18 protein-coding genes are annotated in these 22,740 nt (G+C 60.6%); 5 read left to right on the top strand and 13 right to left on the bottom strand.

Translation table 11 applies throughout. The features are described 5' to 3' along the window. The first annotated feature begins 195 nt into the window (after window positions 1–195). Complete coding sequence (gene cdlP, locus DUT91_RS10190) at window positions 196–1,674, top strand: cell division protease CdlP (RefSeq protein ID WP_114440300.1); 1,479 nt, start codon at window positions 196–198, stop codon at window positions 1,672–1,674. 6 nt (window positions 1,675–1,680) lie between these two features. Here cdlP and DUT91_RS10185 read toward each other — a convergent pair whose 3' ends face one another. The 7 genes from DUT91_RS10185 to DUT91_RS10155 form a co-directional block, all read right to left on the bottom strand. Further along, window positions 1,681–2,601, bottom strand: coding sequence for an RNA polymerase factor sigma-32 (locus tag DUT91_RS10185; RefSeq protein WP_425373778.1), 921 nt, complete (start codon window positions 2,599–2,601; stop codon window positions 1,681–1,683). Window positions 2,602–2,857: 256 nt separating this feature from the next. After that, on the bottom strand, window positions 2,858–3,442 hold the full coding sequence (locus tag DUT91_RS10180; RefSeq protein WP_114440668.1) for a CarD family transcriptional regulator: 585 nt from the start codon (window positions 3,440–3,442) through the stop codon (window positions 2,858–2,860). 480 nt (window positions 3,443–3,922) lie between these two features. Further along, window positions 3,923–4,261 carry a ferredoxin FdxA gene (fdxA, locus tag DUT91_RS10175; protein ID WP_114440299.1) on the bottom strand — a complete coding sequence of 113 codons (339 nt, stop codon included), beginning with the start codon at window positions 4,259–4,261 and terminating at the stop codon, window positions 3,923–3,925. A gap of 265 nt (window positions 4,262–4,526) precedes the next feature. Beyond that, window positions 4,527–4,928: an RNA-binding S4 domain-containing protein gene (locus DUT91_RS10170; protein ID WP_114440298.1), complete on the bottom strand. Its 402-nt coding sequence runs from the start codon at window positions 4,926–4,928 to the stop codon at window positions 4,527–4,529. A 4-nt stretch (window positions 4,929–4,932) separates the two neighbouring features. After that, window positions 4,933–8,145, bottom strand: coding sequence for a helicase-related protein (locus DUT91_RS10165; protein ID WP_114440297.1), 3,213 nt, complete (start codon window positions 8,143–8,145; stop codon window positions 4,933–4,935). Window positions 8,146–8,712: 567 nt separating this feature from the next. After that, a complete protein-coding gene (phbB, locus tag DUT91_RS10160; protein ID WP_114440296.1) occupies window positions 8,713–9,438 on the bottom strand; it encodes an acetoacetyl-CoA reductase in 726 nt (241 codons plus the stop codon). Between the two features lie 60 nt (window positions 9,439–9,498). Then, a complete protein-coding gene (locus tag DUT91_RS10155; RefSeq protein WP_114440295.1) occupies window positions 9,499–10,692 on the bottom strand; it encodes an acetyl-CoA C-acetyltransferase in 1,194 nt (397 codons plus the stop codon). Between the two features lie 271 nt (window positions 10,693–10,963). Here DUT91_RS10155 and phaR point away from each other — a divergent pair, with 271 nt between their 5' ends. Both phaR and DUT91_RS10145 read left to right on the top strand, forming a co-directional pair. After that, on the top strand, window positions 10,964–11,581 hold the full coding sequence (gene phaR / locus DUT91_RS10150) for a polyhydroxyalkanoate synthesis repressor PhaR (protein ID WP_114440294.1): 618 nt from the start codon (window positions 10,964–10,966) through the stop codon (window positions 11,579–11,581). 123 nt (window positions 11,582–11,704) lie between these two features. Beyond that, entirely contained in the window at window positions 11,705–12,136 is a 432-nt protein-coding gene (locus DUT91_RS10145) for a GlcG/HbpS family heme-binding protein (protein ID WP_114440293.1), read from the top strand. Window positions 12,137–12,265: 129 nt separating this feature from the next. Here DUT91_RS10145 and rpmF read toward each other — a convergent pair whose 3' ends face one another. Both rpmF and mtgA read right to left on the bottom strand, forming a co-directional pair. After that, entirely contained in the window at window positions 12,266–12,448 is a 183-nt protein-coding gene (rpmF, locus tag DUT91_RS10140) for a 50S ribosomal protein L32 (RefSeq protein ID WP_114440292.1), read from the bottom strand. Between the two features lie 164 nt (window positions 12,449–12,612). Next, on the bottom strand, window positions 12,613–13,341 hold the full coding sequence (gene mtgA, locus DUT91_RS10135; RefSeq protein ID WP_200834943.1) for a monofunctional biosynthetic peptidoglycan transglycosylase: 729 nt from the start codon (window positions 13,339–13,341) through the stop codon (window positions 12,613–12,615). Between the two features lie 216 nt (window positions 13,342–13,557). On the opposite strand from mtgA, the gene DUT91_RS10130 reads away from it, so the two are divergent. Continuing rightward, a complete protein-coding gene (locus DUT91_RS10130) occupies window positions 13,558–14,478 on the top strand; it encodes a polyprenyl synthetase family protein (protein ID WP_114440667.1) in 921 nt (306 codons plus the stop codon). Between the two features lie 25 nt (window positions 14,479–14,503). Here the strand turns inward: DUT91_RS10130 and ispG are convergent, their stop codons facing one another. Further along, window positions 14,504–15,757 carry a flavodoxin-dependent (E)-4-hydroxy-3-methylbut-2-enyl-diphosphate synthase gene (gene ispG, locus DUT91_RS10125; protein WP_114440666.1) on the bottom strand — a complete coding sequence of 418 codons (1,254 nt, stop codon included), beginning with the start codon at window positions 15,755–15,757 and terminating at the stop codon, window positions 14,504–14,506. 235 nt (window positions 15,758–15,992) lie between these two features. Between ispG and DUT91_RS10120 the strand changes: the two genes are divergently transcribed. Beyond that, window positions 15,993–16,775 (top strand): 3-hydroxybutyrate dehydrogenase, encoded by a 783-nt coding sequence (locus DUT91_RS10120; RefSeq protein WP_114440290.1) that lies wholly within the window; start codon window positions 15,993–15,995, stop codon window positions 16,773–16,775. Window positions 16,776–16,780: 5 nt separating this feature from the next. Here the strand turns inward: DUT91_RS10120 and DUT91_RS10115 are convergent, their stop codons facing one another. From DUT91_RS10115 to pyc, 3 genes are all read right to left on the bottom strand, one after another. Next, window positions 16,781–18,001 (bottom strand): MFS transporter, encoded by a 1,221-nt coding sequence (locus tag DUT91_RS10115; protein ID WP_114440289.1) that lies wholly within the window; start codon window positions 17,999–18,001, stop codon window positions 16,781–16,783. A 16-nt stretch (window positions 18,002–18,017) separates the two neighbouring features. Then, window positions 18,018–18,806 (bottom strand): DeoR/GlpR family DNA-binding transcription regulator, encoded by a 789-nt coding sequence (locus tag DUT91_RS10110; protein ID WP_114440288.1) that lies wholly within the window; start codon window positions 18,804–18,806, stop codon window positions 18,018–18,020. 311 nt (window positions 18,807–19,117) lie between these two features. Next, window positions 19,118–22,579 (bottom strand): pyruvate carboxylase, encoded by a 3,462-nt coding sequence (gene pyc / locus DUT91_RS10105; RefSeq protein ID WP_114440287.1) that lies wholly within the window; start codon window positions 22,577–22,579, stop codon window positions 19,118–19,120. Window positions 22,580–22,740 lie beyond the last annotated feature (161 nt).

Raw genomic sequence — 22,740 nt, 5'->3', positions numbered from 1 at the left:
TCCAAACGCTTTGCGTCCGATATGCGGCAGATTTGACATATTTTGCCCCCAATCGGCGGCAACAAGCTGCGTCGGCGATCAACCGCTCTTGTGCGCCACACGCTCTCTGTTAGCGTGCGTGCAGCAAAAGCGGCACACGAAGAATCACATGAGGACAAGATTCTGAATTCGCAGTCGGAACCAGCAGGCGCAACGATGCGCCACACAAGACGATTGCTGCCGCCACGAATGATGCCGGGCGCGCTTTTGCTTGTCCTCCTTTCCGGCTGTCAGGCGCTCGACCTGAGCAAGCAGGATGTCGCCCTCGGCCCTTCCGCCAATCCGATCACCGTCGACAACGTTACCCGCAATGACCGGCTGGCCAAGCTCGGCGCCGAGCAGCATCCGCGCATCCTCGCCACTTATGGCGGAGAATATAACGATCCGAAGCTCGAGCGCATGGTCGCCAAGATCGTCGGCAAGTTGACGCTGGTTTCTGATAACCCGCAGCAGGTCTACCGCATCACCATTCTCAATTCGCCCAACATCAACGCCTTCGCGTTGCCGGGCGGGTTTGTCTACGTCACCCGCGGGCTTCTGGCGCTTGCCAATGATTCCGCGGAAGTCGCAGCCGTCATCGCCCACGAGATGGCGCATGTCACCGCCAATCACGGCGTCCAGCGTCAGCAGAAGGAGGCGGAAGCCGCCATCGCGGGCCGGGTCGTCTCTGAGGTGTTGCATGACGATATGGCGGGCCGCGAGGCGCTGCTGCGCGGCAAATTGCGCCTCGCGCAATTTTCCCGCAATCAGGAACTCCAGGCCGACGCGGTCGGCATCAAGTCCATCGGCGAAGCCGGCTATGATCCCTTTGCTTCAGCCCGCTTCCTGCAATCGATGGAAGCCTATCAGAGCTTTCGCTCGGTATCGGGGGCCACCGACGCAAGCCTCGACTTCCTGGCGACGCATCCGGCAACACCGCAGCGCATTGAGCTTGCCATGGGACATGCGCGCAGGATCGGCGCGCCGGGTGTCGGCACGACGGACCGCGATGCCTTTCTCAATGGCATCGATGGCATCCTCTATGGCGACACGCCCGATGAGGGCTATGTGCGAGGCCGTACCTTCCTCCACCCCAAGCTCGGCGTGACCTTTACCGTGCCGGCAGGTTTCACCATCGACAATTCAGCCGACGCGGTGATGGCGACGGGGCCGGGCGAGATCGCCATCAGATTCGATGGAGCGCCGCTTGCCAGCGGTTCGAGCCTGACTGATTATATCAAGAGCGGATGGGTATCGGGGCTTGATGAATCCTCTGTTCGCGCCACGACGCTGAACGGCATGCCCGCCGCGACAGCGCGCGCCAGCGCTGATCGCTGGCAATTCGACATATTGGTGGTCGGCGCCGGCGAGAAGGTCTATCGCTTCCTGACCGCAGCGCCCAAGGACAGCACCGCTCTCCTGCCTGCCTCGCAGGCCGTCACCCAGAGCTTCAAGATTCTTTCGCCGGCGGAAAAAGAAGCCATCAAGCCCTTGCGTATCCGTGTCGTCACCGTGAAGCCGGGGGAGACCATCGGCACGCTATCGGCGAGAATGCAGGGCACCGATCGCAAGCTTGACCTATTCCGCCTCCTCAACGCGCTTCCCCCCGGCGGCACGGTCTCCGTCGGTGATCGCGTGAAAATCATCAGCGAATAGGAATTTTCACGCCTGATAGGCGGAAATTTCGTGCTTGCTGAGAAGAGCGGTCTTCAGTTTTTCCAACGCGCGATTCTCGATCTGCCGCACGCGTTCCTTGGATATTCCGAGGCTTTCCCCCAGCGCCTCCAGGGTCGCGCCTTCGTCATCGAGGCGACGCTCGCGAATAATGTGCAGTTCCCGTTCGTTAAGCACCGCCAGCGCCTGCGTCAGCCAGGACGACCGCCGCTCCGAATCGATCGCTCCTTCGACGATTTCATCCTGGAGTGGGCTGTCATCGACGAGAAAGTCCATTCTTTCCAGATTGCTGCTGTCATCACCCGAAACGGGGGTGCTGAGCGAACTGTCGGGTCCTGAAAGCCTGAAATCCATCAGCTCGACATCGGCCGTCGATACGCCGAGACGGACGGAAATGCGATGATAGACATCCGCCTGGGATAGGGCTTCATCTTCCTGGACGAGCCGCGCCCGCAATCTGCGCAGGTTGAAGAAGAGCGCCTTCTGTGTCGAACTGGTGCCTCCGCGCACGATAGACCAGTTGCGAAGGATATAGTCCTGCATGGACGCGCGGATCCACCACGTCGCATAAGTGGAAAACCGCACCTCGCGTTCAGGCTCGAAGCGGACCGCCGCCTCCAGCAGCCCGACATGTCCTTCCTGGACGAGGTCGCTCATCGGCAGATCGAACCTGCGGAACCGCGAAGCCATCGAGATCACCAGCCGCATATGTGCCGAAGTGATGCGGTGCAGAGCCTCCTGGTCCCGCTTCTCTTTCCAGCGGATGGCCAGTTCCCGCTCCTCCTCCCGCTCCAGATAGGGCGCGGCCATCGCACTTCGTATCATCGACTGATTGAGGGGAGACGACCCGCAAGTTGATCGCCCAGATGACCGGGTGGCGGGGGAACGGCTTTCGGCAACCTGCTTCATATCGTTCTCCTGGATGTGGCCGCCGCCGGCCTGGGAGATGTCAAACAATGAAAGAAGTGGCCAGAGAAGTTCCTGGCCATGGTGCAAACGCGCGAAAAGTCCTGCGGTTCCCCGCTCCTGCACGATTCAGATCTCGGACGGGTCAGGTCTGGGACGGGTCTCACATTCAGCACATGGCCGGGAGCACGAAAATGCGGACATAAATAAAAAGCCCGGCAGTGCCGGGCTTTTTAAAGATAATGCGGGAGGCGCGCTATTATGCGGCTTCCGCCTCGTCTTCCTCGACTTCAACCTCGGCATCCGCCTTGGCGCCGCGCTTCGGCCCCTTGGCGAGATTTACCTCGATCAACCGGACAGCCTCGGTTTCCGACATCTTGTTGACGGCGGCGATTTCACGCGCCATGCGGTCAAGCGCCGCTTCATAGAGCTGACGCTCCGAATATGACTGCTCGGGCTGGTTTTCGGCACGGTAGAGATCGCGCACGACTTCCGAGATCGCGATGAGATCACCGGAATTGATCTTCGCATCATATTCCTGCGCCCGGCGCGACCACATGGTGCGCTTGATACGGGCACGACCCTGCACCACTTTCAGCGCACGCTCGACATAATCCGTTTCTGACAGCTTGCGCATGCCGATGGTGGACGCCTTGGCGACCGGCACCTTGAGGCGCATCTTGTCCTTCTGAAAATCAATGACGAAAAGCTCGAGCTTGTGGCCGGCCACTTCCTGCTCTTCGATGGCAACGATCTGGCCGACGCCGTGCGCGGGGTAGACGATGAACTCGCTCGTCTTGAAACCCTGACGCATCGCGGGCTTTTTCTGCTGCTGGGATGTCATACGCTTCATTACTCCCTGTTGTGCCCGGCGGCATTCGCCGGTTAACACATGGTAAGCCGGCGGCCCTGAGATGCGGGACAGCCGGTCTGTCGACCCATTTCTGAAAGGCGAAAACCAGAAAGCGCAAGATCTTGTCCCGAAGGATGGAAGCAAGGGCGGAAGCTGGAGGCGAGGCTTAGTCGCACATTTCCGCCCGGCACTGTTGAAGTCCGGGAAAAGAAAAGCAGCCCTTTCAGGATTAACGCATATGCGCCACGAGTTGACGTTCAGTCATCGACATTATGAACAGAACACTAACACAAAAAGCTGAAAGAATCAACAATTTGCCGCGAGTGCTAAAAATGAGCCGGCAAGACGTCCATTCGGCAAGCCACTATATGAGCCACTAATTTCAAGAGAGGCCGCAATTTCTGGATCGCCGCGGGTACATTAACCCGCAAGGAACGCACTCGCATCTGAAATCCTTGGCGCGACGATGCGCTAGTCGCCTTCGCCAGGTTCTGGGGAGAAGAACTTCTCGAACTTGCCCTCGACGCCATCCATTTCCTTGGCTTCGGGCAGTTCAGCCTTCTTCGCCGTCAGGTTCGGCCATTTGCTCGCATATTCCGTGTTGATTTCCAGCCATTTGTCGAGGCCTGGTTCGGTATCGGGACGAATGGCTTCCGCCGGGCATTCGGGCTCGCAAACGCCACAATCGATGCACTCGTCCGGATTGATGACGAGCATGTTTTCGCCCTCATAGAAACAATCAACCGGACAGACCTCAACGCAATCCGTGTATTTGCAGCGGATGCAATTGTCGGTCACGACATAGGTCATTGTCGAACTCCTGAGACGTTATTCCAGATATGGGCGAGATAAGGCCGGATATGGGGTGTGAGGTAACGATTTTGTAGCCCGCTGGCAAGAGCACGGACCTGTACCAGCGGCGCTTCACCGCAGAACGCCAAACCATATCTGTCATCGCGATGAAACGTGGAATATTTTACTAGCCCACCGGCTGCACAAGCCAGAACGCGCTTTCGCAACGCGCGATTTCCCATCTCGATGACTTGTAACATCATATGCGTCGTAACGACGCATTCTATTCGTTGTCGCCGCGATCGCGAAGCCGGTCTGTCTGCCTGCGCTCGCGCTTGGTCGGGCGCCCGCTCCCCGCCTCACGCTGGGGCGGCAATTCCGCCAGTCCTGCCCGCCCGCCTTCTCCCGGCGATGGCTGCGGCGACACATCCTCGTAGAGCAAGCGCGCTTCTTCCGCCGGGCCGCGCCGATGGCCCGTGGCGAGAACCTTGTAGACGAGAACCCGCCGTTCGAGCGTGATGGTCAGCACGTCCCCGATCTTCACGGGATGAGCTGCCTGATCCACCTTTTCACGGTTGACGCGCACACGTCCGCCCGTGGCGAGCTTCGCCGCCAGGGATCGGGATTTGACGACGCGCGCGAAAAACAGCCATTTATCGATACGCTGCCTGTCGCCCGCAATCATCAGCCTACTTTTTCAACTGTTCCCTGAGCGCCGCCAGCTTGGCGAAGGGTGAATCGGGATCGACCTTCACCGGACGCTCCTGCCGCTCGTGATGCCGCTCATGAGGCTTGCCGCTGTCACGATTCGGATGATGCCCCTTGGCGCCATTCCCTTTACGCGCATCGCGGTTCGATCCGTCACGATTATGGCCGTCACGGTTTTCAGGCCGGACATCGCCCGATTGGCCGGTTGGCTGGCTTTTATGGAAGCGTTTGCCCCCATCCTTCCCGCTGCCCTGGCCATGCCTGCCCCGGGAATTGCTGCGGCGCTCGCCCTGTTCGGCACCCTTGCCATCCACGGCTTCGCCGGGTTGACCAGCCTGGCCATGATTGCTGCGTGGCCGGTTGCGAGCCTGATCCGGCCTGCGGCCCCGCCCCTCGAAACGCCCCTGCCGCCACAACAGCACCGGCTTGGGCGCGTCCTCCGCCGCTGACGCCGGAGCGGAAGTCGGAGCCTCTTGCGAGGCAACGGCTTCAGAAGGCTCCGCCGCGGCAACCTCGGTAGGTGCTTCATCTTGCGGTTGGACAGGCGATTCGACCTCGACAGCAGCCTGTATTTCCGCCTGGATCTCCGCCGGCGCTTCAGCCTGAACCTCCGCCGCAGCATCGGTGTCTTCGGGCGCAACTGCCTCCACCCCATCGGGTGTTTCAGCAGTCAGCGCTTCCGGCTTTTCCGCGGTGGCAGCTTCAAGTTCGGCAAGCTTGGCAGTCACCTCCGCGGCATCGACCGCCTCATGACGATAACCGAGATTGCGCAGCACCTCTTCCATGTCATCGGCGGTCGCGCCGAGGATCGACATCATGGCTGGGGTGACGATAAAGCGGCTGCCGTCATAGGCACCGTCCGCCCGCGGCCCGGAGCCGGGACGCCATGCGAGGGCCGGGCGAATGAGATCGGCCAGACGCTCCAGAATGTCGATGCGCACGGCACGCCGCCCGAGAATGCGGAAGCCGGCGAGTTTGTAGAACATCGGATCGAAGGTCTGATCGGTAACGACGGATGTGCGGCCTGCGGCCAGCACATGGACGACATCGCCATAACCGGGCCGCTCGCGCGCATCTTCTTTCAGCGCCCAGAGTAGCGTGATCAGCCCTGCGGGCGCGGGCTTCAACAGAGCCGGCACGAACACATGATAGGCGCCGAAGCGCACGCCGAGCCGGCGAAGCGCTGCGCGCGAATCCTGGTCGAGGCCGCGCACTTCTTCCGCCACGTCGCGACGCTGCAGGATGCCTAGGTTTTCCACGATCCGAAAGGCGAGGCCGCGGGTCATGCCCGTCAGCGCATCGGCATTGGCAAGGTCGTGGAGCGGCTTCAGGACCGTTTCCAGATGATGGGCGACGAAACGATCGACGCGTGCGGCAACCTTGTCGCGTGCCGGCCCCGTCAATTGCTCGTCCGCCAGAAGCACAGCGCGTGGCTTCAGCGTATCCTCGCCCGCCACCAGCATGGCGATGGTCGCGCCGATCCAGCGCAGCACGCCGTCCGACCCCAGCGCGAAATCGCCATTGGCCGACGCGGCGAACCGCTCGGCCCGGCGTTCGAACTCTGCGGCAAGCGCCTTTTGTGCGGCTCCCTTCAGCGCCTTCGCATCAGACCCCTCGGCCTGGGTATCGGCGGTGAAACGGAACCCTTCCAATTGCCCTACAAGGTGACCTTCGACAAGGACGTCACCGGACGGGCTGATTTCGGCTTCAAGCATGGCATTCTCTCTTAGACGCTTCATGAGCACGCTTGTCCTGCGGTCTACAAAGCGTTTCGTCAACCTTTCATGCAGCGCATCGGACAGTCTGTCCTCTATTTCGCGCGTCTTTTCCTGCCAATGTGTCGGATCGGCAAGCCATCCGGGCCTGTGCGACACGAAAGTCCAAGTGCGAATCTGGGCGATGCGATGCGACAAGGTATCGATCTCGCCATCGGTCCGGTCCGCCCGATCCACCTGTTCGCTCATGTAGTTCTCGTCCACATGACCGCGGCGGACGAGATCATTATAGATCGCGGCGATGATGTCGGCATGCTGCGCCGGCGCGATCTTGCGATAGTCCGGCAGAGCACAGGCATCCCAAAGCATTTCGACGCGCCCAGGCGTATCCGTCAGCTTGGCAATATCCGCATCACGAACCAGATGCTCGAGCGCCTGGCTATCGACGGAAGGCAAAGCGCGCACCAGCCCCTCCACCGGCGCCGGCGTATCGATTGAGTGGCGCAAAGCTTCGATCGAAGAAAAATCAAACCGCGCAGTACGCCATTGCAGCACCTTCACCGGATCGAAGGCATGCGCCTCGATCTTCTCCACCATTTCATTGTCAAACGGATCGACCCGGCCGGTAACGCCGAACGTGCCGTCGCGCAGATGCCTGCCGGCGCGGCCGGCGATCTGGCCCAATTCGGCAGCGGTCAGGTTGCGGAACTGGTAGCCGTCGAACTTGCGATCCTGCGCGAAGGCGACATGATCCACGTCGAGATTAAGACCCATGCCGATGGCATCGGTTGCCACCAGGAAATCCACGTCGCCCGACTGATAGAGCGCAACCTGTGCATTGCGCGTGCGCGGGCTGAGCGCGCCCATGACGACCGCAGCGCCACCCCGCTGGCGGCGAATCAGTTCGGCGATGGAATAAACCTCATCGGCGGCAAAGGCGACGATCGCGGAGCGGCGCGGCAGGCGGGTGATCTTCTTCGGTCCGGCATAGGCCAGATGCGAAAGGCGCGGTCGCGTAACGACGGAAATGCCGCGCAGGAGCTTTTCCAATATGCCGCGCATCGTGGCAGCGCCGAGCAGAAGCGTCTCCTGCCGCCCGCGCAGATGCAAAATACGGTCGGTGAAGATATGGCCGCGCTCGAGATCGCCCGCCAATTGCACCTCGTCGATGGCGACAAAAGCCACATCGGTCCGACGCGGCATCGCCTCGACAGTGCAGACGGAGTATCGCGCGCCGGATGGAACGATCTTCTCCTCGCCTGTCACCAGCGAGACATGGGCCGGCCCCACCCGTTCGACGACACGCCCATAGACCTCGCGCGCCAGAAGCCGCAGCGGCAGCCCGATCATTCCGCTCTCATGCGCCAGCATCCGCTCGATGGCGAGATGAGTCTTGCCGGTATTGGTCGGCCCCAGCACCGCGGTCACATCGCGGCCGGAAACAACCAGGGGTATTTCGTTTGCGGGCTGATGATTCATCTTCTGTACAGACCGAATTCCAGTTTGAAACCCTGCGATAACATTATCGGCAGCGCATCGAAACCCGAATGTCGCCGGCTCCTTTGCTTTCGCCTGTTAAGAAACGGAACGCGGACAGAACGAATCGGCTACGAATCACTGACTCGCGTCGATTCCCGCTTTGTTCACGGCGATATGTGGTGGCCATCAGGTGTTTCCCCACCACATGCTGAATCGACCGGAAACCCAAAACGCCATATGGGAACACGGCTGTTAACCTTTGCCGCACACTGTGCGGGCACGAACTGACCCTGGGTTCGATATTTAGGAAAATCTCAACAATTCCTTATGCTTGCTTAAACTACACGCAGCGTCCAGGTGCCTTTGCGTTAATGCTTCGATCAAACGCGGAACGAATCGGCGACGAATCAGCTTTTCACAAGTCTTCCTGCTTTGTTCTCACCAGATATAGTGTCCTTGTCGCCGATTTCCGCATAGGCAGGAAAAATTATCGGTCTCCGATCGGTTTCAGCTCCGCGCTACGTTAATCATTTGTGCCGTTTTGAAACAAAACGGAACATGGTCAATTCAAGCGATATACTGCCCGCCATTGGCGGTAATGGTCGAACCTGTGATGAAGCCGGAATCGTCCGATGCGAGGAAGACGGCGATCCGAGCCATCTCCTCTGGCTCGCCCAACCTTCCCACGGGGATCTGCGGCAGCACCCGCTCTTTCAGCACCGTCTCGTCCATGGCGCGCACCATCTCGGTGCCTATATAGCCCGGACATATGACATTGACCGTTATCCCGACCCGCGCACCCTCTTGCGCCAGCGCTTTGGTAAAGCCGATATCGCCGGCCTTGGCCGCGGAATAATTGACCTGTCCCGCCTGCCCTTTCTGGCCATTGATCGATGAGATGTTGATGACGCGGCCGAATTTGCGCTCGCGCATTCCCGGCCAGATCGGATGCGTCATGTTGAAGACGCCCGAAAGATTGGTATCGACCACTTCCTTCCACTGCTCGACCGTCATCTTGTGGAACATCGCGTCGCGGGTGATACCCGCATTGTTTACCAGCACCTCGACCGGACCGAGATCCGCCTCCACCCTGGCAATGCCCGCGATGCAGGCCTCGTAGTCGGAAACGTCCCAACGATAGGCCGGGATATCGTTGTCGACGCTGAAGCGTGCCGCAACCTCGTCGCCTCCGCAATAATTGACGGCGACCCTGTAACCGGCCTTTTTCAATGCGATGGCAATGGCAGCGCCGATGCCGCGCGATCCGCCTGTAACCAGTGCGACTCTTCCCACATCCCCTCGCTTTATGATCTGTCCTCCGGCCTCTCGATATAGCCGGCTATACGCAATTCTTCACAGGCGTTCCACGCAAAGCGCGACACCCATTCCGCCACCGATGCACAAGGTCGCAAGCCCCTTCCTCGCGTCCCGCCGCCTCAGTTCGTAAAGGAGCGTATTGAGGATGCGGGCGCCGGAGGCGCCGATCGGATGGCCGATGGCGATCGCGCCGCCATTGACGTTGACGATCGCCGGATCGAGGCCAAGCTCCTTGTTGACGGCGCAGGACTGTGCGGCAAAGGCTTCATTGGCCTCCACCAGATCGATATCCTGAACGTTCCAGCCCGCCTTTTCCAGCGCCTTGCGCGAGGCGGGGATCGGACCGGTTCCCATGATCGAGGGATCGACACCCGCCGTCGCCCAGGAGACGATGCGCGCCAGCGGCTCGATTCCGCGCCGCACCGCCTCCTTCTCGCTCAACAGCACCACGGCTGCCGCGCCATCATTAATCCCCGAGGCATTGCCGGCGGTCACCGTACCCTCCCGGTCGAAGGCCGGCCTCAGTTTGGCCATGGCCTCCAGCGTCGCGCCATGGCGGATATATTCATCCTCGGAAACCACGACCTCGCCCTTGCGCGCCTTCACCGTGACCGGGACGATCTCGTCCAGGAAGCGCCCCGCCTTCTGCGCTGCTTCCGCCTTGTTCTGGGAAGAGACGGCAAAATTGTCCTGCTCATCGCGGCTCAATTGCCATTGCCGCGCGATGTTCTCGGCGGTGATTCCCATGTGATAACCAAAGAAGGCGTCCATAAGCCCGTCCTTGATCATGGTGTCGACCATCTGAAAGTCGCCCATCTTCACGCCACCGCGCAAATGCGCGCAATGCGGCGCCATCGACATCGATTCCTGCCCGCCGGCGACAATCACCTTCGCATCGCCCGTGGCGATCTGCTGCATACCGATGGCGACCGCACGCAGGCCGGAGCCGCAGAGTTGATTGAGGCTCCATGCGGTTGTCTCCTTGGCAAGTCCTGCTGCCATCGCCGCTTGGCGCGCCGGATTCTGCCCCTCGCCGGCAGTCAGCACCTGCCCCAGGACCACCTCGTCGACCTCGGCAGCCTCGATCCCGGCGCGCGAAAGCGCCTCGCGTATCGCAGCCGCACCCAGCTCATGCGCGGGAACATTGGCGAATACGCCATTGAACGAACCGACAGGCGTGCGTGCCGCACTTGCGATGACGATGCTGCCGTTCCCGTACGAACTGGTCATGAATTGTCCTCCTGGATTGCCGGTATGCTCCGGTCTGGTCTCTTCACCACAAGATGAAACGAGAAAAGACGGCTTGGCAAGGGCACTGCACAATGAAGCGGTCTGGGAAGCACTCCGGCGAGATTAAGCTCAAACCTTGCCCCTGATTTAGCTCCTGATTTTGCCCCCGACTTCGCAATGCACAAAACGCTTTGAATTATGACGAAATTGGGCCTATCCTCATGACCGGGAGATTATAAACAACAATAAGAAATGTGATCGGGAGGCGATCTTGGCATCAAAATCGGACCATACGCTTATCAAGAAATACGCCAATCGCCGGCTCTACAACACCGGAACGAGCACTTATGTGACGCTCGAGGATCTGGCCGAGATGGTCAAGAAAGGCGAGGAATTCAGCGTCCAGGATGCCAAGACGGGCGAGGACATCACCCATGCCGTCTTGACGCAGATCATCTTCGAACTGGAGAACAAGGACGGCCAGAACATGCTGCCGATCCCGTTCCTGCGCCAGTTGATCGCCTTTTACGGCGACCAGATGCAGATGATCGTACCAAGTTTTCTTGAACAATCGATGACGGCTTTCGTGCGCGAGCAGGAGCGGATGCGCGAGCAGCTTACCGCGGCTTTCGGCAAGTCGCCTGCCGAGCTGATGAGCATGAACCTGCCCGTCAAGCTGATCGAGGAGCAGGTGCGCCGCAACACCGAGATGTTCCAGCAGGCAATGAGCATGTTTACACCCTTCCCGCTCGGCGGCATGCCCAACGGCAAGGCTGCGGAACCACCGAGGGGCGAACCGGAGGCAGCAAAGCAGTCGAGCGATGACCTGCGCGAATTGAAGGAACAGATTGCCGCAATGCAGCGCAAGATCGACGAGATCGCCAAATAAGCGCCAATCCCACCTCAATATACCCCTGGAACAAACAGTTTTTCCATGAAATCACCGGAATTTGCCGTGCATTCGCGCCGGGCTGCGCTAAAAAGGCCGGATTGATAATTTCAGGAGAATTCCATGGCGCGGCTGACACTCAACAAGGCAAACCAGATCATCAAGGGCGCATTTGCCAAAGCGGACGAGATGAAGATGAAGCCGCTGGCGATCGCAATCTTTGACGCCGGCGGCAATCTCAAGGCCTTCCAGCGGCAGGACGGAACCTCGATCCTGCGCTTCGAGATTGCCTCAGGCAAGGCCTTCGCTGCGCTCGCCGTGGGCGCCGGCTCGCGCTGGCTTCACAATCAGGCGAAGGACCGCCCGCATTTCCTTGAAGGTCTCTCAGGCGTTTCCGGCGGCCGCATCGTGCCGGTTCCCGGTGGCGTCCTCATCAAGGATGCCAAGGGGGAGATCCTGGGCGCTGCAGGCATTTCCGGCGATACCTCCGATAATGACGAGATCGCCGCGGTGGCGGGCATCGAAGCCGCAGGTTTCGTTGCCGACGCAGGCTGAATCTACCCTGAAAAGCAGTAAATCGCACGAATAACACAAATAAAAAGACCGGCTTTTGGGCCGGTCTTTTCAATTTCGATACTGGAATAGATACGAAGAGTGAGAGCGGAAACCGCCCTAGCTGAAAGCTCAGCTTTCCTTCGGCGTCAGAACCTGACGGCCGCGATACATGCCGGACTTCAGGTCGACATGGTGCGGACGGCGCAGTTCGCCGGAGTTCTTGTCTTCGACATAGGTCGGCGCCTTCAGCGCATCGGCAGAACGCCGCATGCCGCGCTTCGACGGAGAGGTTTTACGTTTAGGTACAGCCATGGATTCTGCTCCACTGATCAGTCAACAAAAGTCCGGCCCGGCTCCGGTGGAGCCTGTCACGTCGGACAAAATTCCGGAAAGTCCGCGTGCCTATACACGCAACTTGGATGTTTGACCAGCGCGAACAGTGTTTTTTTTGCAAGTTCCCGCGGGCCGGGCCATTTTTATTGCAGGCAACCGACATAAGCCCCCGAACGCCTCGCCCGCGCCTCTACGACACGGGCCAGGCGTTGCATTCCCCGTCCCGGCTTTGCCGGATTGCGCAGGATCGGATTGGGCAGCGCCGCCGCGAGATAAGCCGCCTGCCGCGACGAAAGTTGCGAGGCGGAACGCCCGAAATGATACTGCGCGGCGGCTTCCGCCCCATAGACCCCCGGACCCCATTCGGCGATGTTGAGATAGATTTCCATGATACGCCATTTCGGCAATATCAGGTCGGCCACCACCGCAAGTGGTAATTCCAGGCCTTTGCGGATAAAGGAACGGCCGTTCCAGAGAAAAAGGTTCTTCACCGTCTGCATGGTGATGGTGGAAGCGCCCCGTGTCTTCTCGCCGTCCACCGCATCGGTGATCACCTCGGTAAGCTGGCGCCAGTCGATACCCGAATGGCTGCAGAACTGACCGTCCTCCGATACCAGCACCGAATTGACGAGGGCAGGCGAAATCTCTTCGATGGGCATCCAGCGCCGGTCGTACCCGTTGAACGTCACCACATCCTTCAGCATCAGCGTCGATACGGGATGGACGAAGGGGATCAGATAGACAAAAAGCAGAAGGATCGGTGCGACAGCGAGGATGATGACGATCCGCAGGATTTTGCGCGCAAGCCACGAATGGAGTGGATCGGCCAGATAGCCCCTGCCATTCCTGTTTCTGACCACAATTTTCGCCACTGTTCCGCCCGTTTGTGCACTGCCTCCGACATAAAGCATTCCTGGCGAAGATTGAACCCGTTGCTGGCGATAAGTAGGCTTTATTCCGGCAAATCAGCCCGGTTTTCGGCGGAATCGCAGCGACGAATTGCCCGCTACAAGACAGTTCCGTGAAAAAGCTCCATGTGCGATCACGCGCCTGTTGACCGGCGCACGGCTTTCGTCCATGCCGGATTCATGGCAACCGTTATTCCCAGCCCCGATTTTGAAACAACTCTGACGACGCGCGCCCGCGCAGTGGAAGCAGCGCTGGAGAAGCTTCTCGACGACCGCGTTCGCAATGGCGAGATCATCCGGCCGGAGCGTCTCATGGCGGCGATGCGCCACGGCGTTCTCAACGGCGGCAAGCGGCTCCGTCCTTTCCTGGTGATGGAAAGTGCGGCTCTCTTTGCCGCCGACAAGGAGCCGGCGTTGCGCGTGGCGGCAGCGCTCGAATGCATCCATTGCTATTCGCTTGTGCATGATGATCTGCCGGCCATGGACAATGACGATGTCAGGCGCGGTCAGCCGACCGTGCACAGGGCATTCGACGAAGCGGCGGCTATTCTGGCCGGCGACAGCCTGCTCACCTACGCCTTCGAGATCGTCGCCAGCGAGGAGACGGAATTGCCTGCCGCGACACGGGCAAAGCTCGTCTCAGCCCTTGCCCGGGCTGCAGGCCATGGCGGCATGGCGGGGGGGCAGGTGCTTGATCTCGCTGCCGAAACCCGTAAGCCGGACGAAGCCGGCATCATCATCCTGCAGGCGATGAAAACCGGCGCGCTCATCCGTTTCGCCTGCGAGGCGGGCGCCATCATCGGCAATGCCACGCCTGAGGACCGGGAGCGCCTGGCCGAATATGGCGCAGCGATCGGCCTTGCCTTCCAGCTCGCCGACGACCTCCTCGACGTCACCGCCGACGCGGCGAGGATGGGCAAGGCGACCGGAAAGGATGCGGCGGCAGGCAAGGCGACGCTCGTCTCGCTGCATGGTGTCGAGTGGACGAAAAAGCAGTTGCATGGTCTCGTGGAACAGGCCGAGATGCTGCTCGAACCCTTCGGTGCCGACGCCACGCTCCTAAAACAGGCCGCCCGATTTATCGCCGACCGGCAGAGTTAAAGTATCACTCCCCGCATCGACTGGTTTACACTCGGCCCGCCCCGAAGCGGTTTTCTATATAATCCGCCACCATCTTCTGGAATTCCCCCGCAATACCCGGCCCCCGCAAGGTCGTCACCTTTTTACCATCGACGAAAACCGGCGCCGATGGCGTTTCGCCAGTTCCCGGCAGCGAAATGCCGATATCAGCATGCTTTGATTCGCCCGGCCCGTTGACGATGCACCCCATGACCGCGACCTGAAGTGCCTCGACCCCGGGATATTTTTCCCGCCAGACCGGCATGTTGGCGCGCAGATCGTTCTGGATCGCCTGCGCCAGTTCCTGGAAGACGGTCGATGTCGTGCGCCCGCAGCCCGGACAAGCCGCGACAACAGGCACGAACTGACGGAAGCCCATGGTCTGGAGCAGTTCCTGCGCCACCTGCACCTCGCGCGTGCGATCGCCGCCCGGCTCCGGCGTCAGCGAAACGCGGATCGTATCGCCAATCCCCTGTTGCAGCAGGATGCCCATCGCCGCGGACGAAGCCACGATGCCCTTGGTGCCCATGCCGGCTTCCGTCAGGCCGAGATGCAAGGCATGATCCGAGCGCTTCGCCAGTTCTGTATAGACGGCGATCAGGTCCTGCACCTGGCTGACCTTCGCCGACAGGATTATTTTGGAGCGCGGCAGGCCGATCTCTTCGGCCAGTGTCGCGGAAATCAGCGCAGACTGCACGATCGCCTCGCGCACGACCTGCTGCGCCGTCAGCTTGAAACCTTCCGCCTGATTGCGGTCCATCAATGTGGTCAGCAGTTCCTGGTCGAGCGATCCCCAGTTGACCCCGATGCGCACTGGCTTGTCGTAACGGATCGCCATCTCGACGATATCGGCGAACTGCTTGTCCTTTTTATCCCTGAAGCCGACATTGCCGGGGTTGATGCGGTATTTTGCGAGCGCTTCGGCGCAGGCCGGGTGATCCGCCAGAAGCTTGTGGCCGATATAATGAAAATCCCCGACCAGCGGCACATCATGCCCTAGACGATCGAGCCGCTCGCGGATCCTCGGTACGGCGGCTGCCGCTTCGTCGCGATCAACGGTGATACGGACAATCTCCGAGCCGGCGCGATGGAGTGCCGCCACCTGCGCCACTGTCGCATCCACATCGGCGGTGTCCGTATTGGTCATCGACTGCACCACCACGGGCGCGCCGCCGCCGACCATGACGCCGCCGACATCGACGCCAACCGACGGGCGGCGGTCGAAGGGATAGGAGAAATAGCTTGGTGTCTCAGTTGCCATTTTGCTGCATTCGTCAATGGGCACGTCTTGAAGGGGCATGTCTTGAAGGGACACATCTCGAGAGAACATGCCCTGAGGTGGAGGAGACGAGGCGATCTGTCAACTCCCGTCGATCATCATCCCTTCATGGCGATTTATATTCGAGCTTTAGCATCTTGCCGAGGAGCTGTCGCCTTCGCATTATGCCTCGCATAATGATTGCCCAAAACCAGGCAAAAGGGAGGACGACGAAGGAATGACCTCACGCAAGACTGCCCTTATCACGGGCTCCAATTCCGGCATTGGCCTCGGCATCGCCCATGCGCTGGCTGCAACCGGCCACGATATCGTGATCAATTCCTTCACCGAGCGCGACGAGGACCATGCGCTCGCCGAGTTGCTCGGCAAGGAGCATGGCGTCAAGTCTGTCTATATCAAGGCCGACATGAGCAGGTCGGATGAATGCCGGGCCCTGATCGCAAACGCGGCTTCCGTTTTCGGCGGCGTCGATATCCTCGTCAACAATGCGGGCATCCAGCATGTCGCGCCTGTTGAGGAATTCCCGACGGAAAAGTGGGATGCGGTCATCGCCATCAATCTCACCTCCGCCTTCCACACTGTTGCCGCCGCCGTCCCGCTGATGAAGTCAGCCGGATGGGGACGTATCATCAATGTCGCCTCGGCCCATGGCCTGCGCGCCTCGCCGTTCAAATCGGCCTATGTGGCGGCAAAACACGGGATCGTTGGCTTCACCAAGGCAGTGGCGCTGGAGCTTGCCGAAAACAAGATCACCAGCAACGCCATCTGCCCGGGCTACGTCCTGACCCCCCTCGTCGAGGCCCAGATCCCCGACCAGATGAAGACCCACGATATGGACCGGGAGACGGTGATCCGCGAGATCATGCTCGACAAGCAGCCCACCAGGCAGTTCGTCACCACAGAGCAGATCGGCGCGCTCGCCGCCTTCCTGTGCAGCGAGAACGCCGCGCAGATAAACGGCGCGGCATTGTCGGTCGATGGCGGCTGGACGGCGGAATAAACGCCTCACAGATCGTGCGGAACGCCTGGCTCCTCCCCATGCCCATCGGCATAGCGGGCAAGACCGGAGAGCGCCAGAACGACGAGCAGAAGCAGGGGCAAGGCGGCGAACACCGCCGAAAAGCCCGTATATTCGGCAATGAATCCGATGCTGGATGGCGCAAAAAGAATGCCGGAATAGCCAAGTGTGGTGGCGATCGACAGGCCGACTCCGGGCGCCATGCCAGGCAGGTTCCCGGCGATGGAGAAAGCGATCGGGACCATGTTGGAAATGCCGATTCCGCACAGGGCGAAGCCGATGATGACCATGATCGGATCAGGCGCGAAGCTAGCGGCCAGCATACCGACGATCGCCGTCACCGTGCATAATCGGAGCGTCAGCACCGCGCCCAGCCTTTCGCGCACCAGATCGCCTGCAAAGCGCATGATGGCCATGGTCAGCGAAAAGGCGGCGAAGCCAAGCCCGGCGATGCTCACAGGCGCGCCCAGATCCTGCATGAGATAGAGCGCACTCCAGTCGAGCACCGCGCCCTCCGGCACCATGGAGAACAGCGCCATCAACCCGACCAGCCAGGGCAACGGCTGTAATGGCAGACGTGCGCGGGAGCTTCCATCAACGGATGATTTTGCAGGCCGGTCCACATGGACGATGGGCCACGCCACGGCCAGCATGACGACAACGATCACCGTCGCAACGACCGCGTGAACAACCGTGCCGAAATGCCCGATGAGATAGCCGCCGACGCCGGCGCCAATGAGACCGCCCAAGCTCCAGAAGGCGTGACAGGACGACATGATGGCGCGGCGCATCTTCTGCTCGACCGCCACCGCATTGGCATTCATGGCCACATCCATGCCGCCGACGAAACCTCCGAAGAGAAAGAGCGCTATCGCCGCAGCCGGGATGTTCTGCGTGAAAGTCAGCGCAAGGATGGACGGCAGCAGCAGGACCGCCGTTATCTTGGAAACCCGCGCCCCGCCAAGCCGGGCGATCTGCATTCCCGCCACCGGCATCATGACCAGTGACCCGATGCCGAAGACCAGGATCATCAGTCCGAGTTCGCCCTTGCTGAGATTGAGCCGCTCGGCGAATTCAGGAATTTTCGGCGCCCAACTCCCCACCATGAACCCGTTCATCAGGAAGAGCAGCCATATCGCCAGCCTTTCCCTAGGCAAATAGCCGGACCGGCCTGCTACCGCCCGCGGCGTATCCACGCGCATTTCCATAGAATACTCCTTCAATTCAGGCCTTTTCAGCCCTGATGATTTCGACGCCAAGCGCCTCGATATCCCTGATGAATGCCGCATCGGCATCCCATTCGACGATGAGTCTGTCGCATTCCGCCATCGCAATCACATCGTGCGATGCGGCGGCGCCCAGCTTCTCCGCGGTCGCCGTCGTCATGATCGAACGGCTGCGCCGGGCGATCATTCGCTTGAATTCGGCATCCTCCAGATGGAACGCCGTGACACCCGCCTGCGCATCGACGCCGCAAGCGCCCAAGATGCACAGATCAGGCCGCAGCAGCGCCGCATCGTTCAACGCCCTGCCGCCAACCGCCGCCCCGACCCGCCGGTCGATCGTGCCGCCAATGAGGATAAGCTCGGCGGCGTCCATCAGGGCAGAAGCAATAAGGGGCGCATTGGTTGCGACCGTAATGCCGGATGGTGATGAAATTTCCCGAGCCGAGATTTCTCGGGCGAGAGCCAGATTCGTCGAGGAAGCGTCAAGAAACACAAGCATCCCCGGCTCTATGATACGCGCCGCAGCACGGGCGAGTGCGCCTTTCCGCTCAGGCTGCTCCACTGCCCGCTGGGCAAAAGGCGCGGTGGGCGGAACCGGCGCAAGCGCCCCGCCATAGACCCGCTGGCAGAGCCCCGCCGCCGCCATCTCCCTCAAATCCCGCCGGATCGTATCTTCCGAAACCGAAAATTCAAGCGCCAGATCGCCCGCCAGCACCTTGCCGGTTGCCGCCAGCTTCTCAGCGATACGCGCCTGCCGCTCCTGAAGCAGAAAATCCGAAGTGCTCATGCTCGCTCTCTCTAATCATGCGTAATCATGCATAAACATGCACAACCCTTCAATACCGCCATCGAATGCCATTGGCAAGCGCCGCCGTGCACGGTTTTTCAGCCGATGAGCGATATAGCTGGATTGGTATTTGCCTGGTCACCCCCTCTGCCTCTGCCTATCGGGCATCTCCCCCGCGACGAGGGAGATTGGCTGGCACAGATGGCGCTCACTCTTCAGCGCTTGAGGTTGGTGGCCACATCAATGAAGGCTATTCACCCAGAGGGGGGGGGTGCCTCGCGATTCCATGAAAACAGAAACCGCCCCGGGGCTCACCCGTAAACGATCAGCAGATCTTTCGCGTCGATCTGGTCGCCTGCGCGTACCAGCACTTCGGCAACCGTCCCGTCCTTCTCCGCATGGATGGCCGTTTCCATCTTCATCGCCTCGATGGAGACAAGCACGTCACCAGCCTTCACCGGTTGGCCCGGCGCAATGGCCACAGTCGAGATGATCCCTGGCATCGGCGCACCGACATGGCTGTCATTACCGAGCTCTGCCTTGCGCCGCGCGCCGTTGCCCGCCGCACCATGCGCCCTGTCCGGCACCTTGACGCGCCGCGGCTGGCCGTTGAGCTCAAAGAACACGGTGACCATGCCTTTCTCGTCGGTATCGCCGACCGCCTGGTTACGGATGACCAGCGTCTTGCCGCGTTCGAGATCGACGAAGACCTCCTCTTCCTGTTCCAGCCCATAGAAATAGACCGGCGTCGGCAGCACGCTTGTCGGGCCGTAGGTCTCCTGCGCCAGCGCATAGTCGGTGAAGACCTTGGGATACATCAGATAGGAGGCAAACTCCTGGTCGCTGATCTTGCGCCCCAGCTTCTCCTCGATCTCCCGCCGTTCCTTGTCGAGATCGGCAGGCGCGAGCAGCGAGCCCGGCCGCACCGTGAACGGCTTTTCGCCCTTGAGAACTTTCTTCTGCAAGGCTTCCGGCCAGCAGGAGGGTGGCTGCCCGAGATCGCCACGCATCATCGAGACGACCGAGTCCGGAAAGGCTATGTCCTTGTCCGGGTTCTCCACATCGGCAACTGCCAGGTCCTGGCTGACCATCATCAGCGCCATGTCGCCGACGACCTTGGATGACGGCGTCACCTTGACGATATCGCCGAACATGCGATTGACGTCGGCATAGGCCTGCGCCACCTCGTGCCAGCGGGTCTCCAGCCCAAGCGAGCGCGCCTGCTCCTTCAGATTGGTGAACTGCCCGCCCGGCATTTCATGCAGATAGACCTCCGACGCTGGTCCTTTGAGATCGCTCTCAAAGGCGGCATACTGATTACGCACGGCCTCCCAATAGAATGAGATCTTGCGGATCCATACGGGATCGAGGCCTGGGTCGCGCTCCGTGCCGGAAAGGGCCTCGACGATCGAACCCAAACACGGCTGGGAAGTATTGCCGGAAAGCGCATCCATCGCGGCGTCCACCGCATCGACACCCGCCTCCACCGCCGCCAACACTGTGGCCGCCGAAATCCCTGATGTGTCATGGGTGTGGAAATGGATCGGCAGGTCGGTCGCCTCGCGCAGCGCCTTGAACAGCACCTTCGCTGCCGCAGGCTTCAACAGCCCCGCCATGTCCTTGACGGCGATGATATGTGCGCCGGCCTTCTCCACCTCTTTGGCGAGCCCGACATAATAGTTCAGATCGTATTTCGGTCGCGCGGCATTGAGTATATCGCCGGTATAGCAGATCGCCGCCTCGCAGAGCTTCCCCTCCTCAAGGATAGCGTCCATCGAGACGCGCATGTTCTCGACCCAGTTCAGGCTGTCGAATACGCGGAAGAGATCGATGCCGCCGCGCGCCGCCTCACGCACGAAATATTTGACCACATTGTCCGGATAGCTCTTGTAGCCGACACCGTTCGCCCCGCGCAGGAGCATTTGCAGGAGAATGTTGGGCGCCGCCTCGCGCACCAGCGCCAGCCGCTCCCACGGGTCTTCGGTCAAAAACCGCATCGACACGTCGAACGTCGCCCCGCCCCAGCATTCCAGCGAAAAGAGGTCGGGCAATACCCGGGCATAGGTGCCGGCAATGCGCGCGATGTCATAGCTGCGCATGCGTGTGGCGAGAAGCGATTGGTGCCCGTCGCGCATCGTCGTGTCGGTGATGAGCACGCGCTTTTCGTCACGCATCCATTGGGCAAATTTCTGTGGGCCCAGCGCATCGAGCCGCTGCCGGGTGCCGTCCGTGATCTTCGTCTCACCCGCATATGGAACGACGGGCGGAGCAGCATCCATGGGCGGCCGGGCGCGGCCCTTCGTCTCCGGGTGGCCGTTCACGGTCACATCGGCCAGATAGGTGATGAGCTTCGTGGCGCGATCCTGCCGCTTCACATGCTCGAAGAGTTCCAGCGTGTTGTCGATGAACTTCGTCGTATAGACATTGTCGCGAAACTCAGGATGCGTAATGATCGCTTCGAGAAAGGTCAGATTGGTCGCCACACCGCGAATGCGAAACTCGCGCAGCGCCCGGTGCATGCGCAGGATCGTCTCCTCCGCTGTCGGCGCCCATGCGGTCACCTTTTCCAGCAGCGGATCGTAGAAACGGGTGATCACCGCACCCGAATAGGCAGTGCCGCCATCGAGCCTGATGCCGAAGCCGGTCGCCCCGCGATAGGCGGTAATACGCCCATAGTCCGGGATGAAATTCTGCTCGGGATCTTCGGTGGTGATACGGCACTGCAACGCGTGGCCGTTGAGCCGGATATCGGCCTGCGCCGGGACGCCTGACGCGGGCATTCCGATGGCAGCGCCTTCAAGGATGCGGATCTGCGCCTTTACGATGTCGATGCCCGTCACCTCCTCGGTGACCGTATGCTCGACCTGGATGCGCGGATTGACCTCGATGAAATAGAATTTTCCGGTATCGGCATCCATCAGGAATTCGACGGTGCCCGCGCCTATATAATCCGTCGCATGAGCGATCTTCAGCGCATGGTCGGCCAATTCCTTGCGCTGCCGATCGTCGAGATAAGGCGCTGGCGCTCGCTCGACCACTTTCTGGTTGCGCCGCTGGATCGAGCAATCTCGCTCGAAGAGATGCACTGCATTGCCATGCGTGTCGCCAAGGATCTGCACTTCGACATGACGGGCGCGCTCGACCAGCTTCTCCAGATAGACCTCGTCCTTGCCGAACGCCGCCTTCGCCTCGCGCTTGGCTTCGGTCACCTCCTTGACGATCTCGTTAGCCGAACGAATAGCGCGCATACCGCGCCCACCGCCGCCCCAGGACGCCTTGAGCATCAGGGGATAGCCGATCTCCTCCGCCATCGCCTTGACCGCATCCATATCGTCGGGAAGCGGCTCGGTCGCGGGCACCACGGGAACGCCGATCTCGATGGCGAGATTACGCGCCGCCACCTTGTTGCCGAGACGGCGCATCGTCTCCGGCTTCGGTCCGATGAAGATGATGCCGTTTGCAGCGCAAGCCTCGGCAAATTCGGGGCTTTCCGACAACAGCCCGTAGCCTGGATGGATCGCGTCCGCGCCGGAGAGCTTGGTGACGCGGATGATCTCGTCAATGGAGAGATAGCTTTCGATCGGCCCGAGATCGCGAGCGAGATGCGGGCCGCGTCCTACTTGATAGCTTTCGTCCGCCTTAAAGCGATGCAGCGCCAGCTTGTCCTCTTCCGCCCAAATGGCGACCGTTTTCATACCGAGCTCATTTGCCGCGCGAAAGACGCGGATGGCGATTTCGGATCGGTTGGCGACGAGGATCTTCTTGATCGGCAAGGCAGGTCTCCCAAACTGCGAGGACGGAATACTCACGGTTCCGATCTGGTGAAGCCGATGCACCGCCCCGTTTCTTGTTCATGAACTTCGGACGGAAAACCGGCTCCGATGGGACCCGCTTTCCATGCTTACCGCGCAAAATGCTGCGGTGCAAACGGTGT

Origin of the sequence: Paramesorhizobium salinisoli (assembly GCF_003335045.1) — a bacterium.
Lineage (GTDB): Bacteria > Pseudomonadota > Alphaproteobacteria > Rhizobiales > Rhizobiaceae > Paramesorhizobium > Paramesorhizobium salinisoli.
The sequence above is the reverse complement of the archived record's forward strand: the minus strand, read 5'-3'. Positions and strand labels throughout refer to the sequence as shown.